Source organism: Vibrio sp. 1727 (assembly GCF_033344415.1).
GTDB classification, from domain to species: Bacteria; Pseudomonadota; Gammaproteobacteria; order Enterobacterales; family Vibrionaceae; genus Vibrio; species Vibrio alginolyticus.
Genome location: NZ_JAWPOT010000536.1, coordinates 1 through 562 on the forward strand (window position 1 = coordinate 1; position 562 = coordinate 562).

General features: G+C 44.0%; 1 pseudogene. It reads left to right on the forward strand.

The annotated features are described in order from the left end of the window. Window positions 1–85: 85 nt before the first annotated feature. Window positions 86–562, forward strand: a pseudogene (locus R8O10_RS26780) (TonB-dependent receptor plug domain-containing protein); the annotation flags it as partial.

Below are 562 nucleotides of genomic sequence, written 5' to 3' on the forward strand. Positions count from 1 at the left end.
CTCATTTGAGTAGATGTGAGGATTCAAAGTTAAGAGATTCGCCAACGTTAACGGCAGTGTGGAATGCTGAGGATATTGGCGGAGCATCTCCTCTGCTCGCGTTAACGTGGATACCGACCTAATAAAAGCGGTTGAAATTGTAAAAGGTGCAGCATCGTCTCTGCATGGTTCTGACGCAATTGGTGGCATTGTTGCATTTGAAACCAAAGATCCGGCTGATTTCCTTAAGGGTCGTAACTTTGGGGGCCATGCGAAGTTCAACTACTCTTCAGAAGACAATACATTCAGTGAATCTGTTGCACTAGCGAACAAAACTGCCGATTTGGAATCTCTAGTTGCCTATACGCGTCGCGACGGCGATGAACTGGATAACTTTGGAGATCTAGCAGATGCAAGTACTGAAGCGAACAACTTACTGGTTAAACTTCAGTACCAAGTCAATGATGCACATCGTGTTGAGTTCAATGGGAATTATATTCGCAACAAAGGCAACGGAAAGCAGTCTTACAACGGTTATACGAATGCAACAAGTGAAGATGTAACAGAGCAATATCAAGTTGGT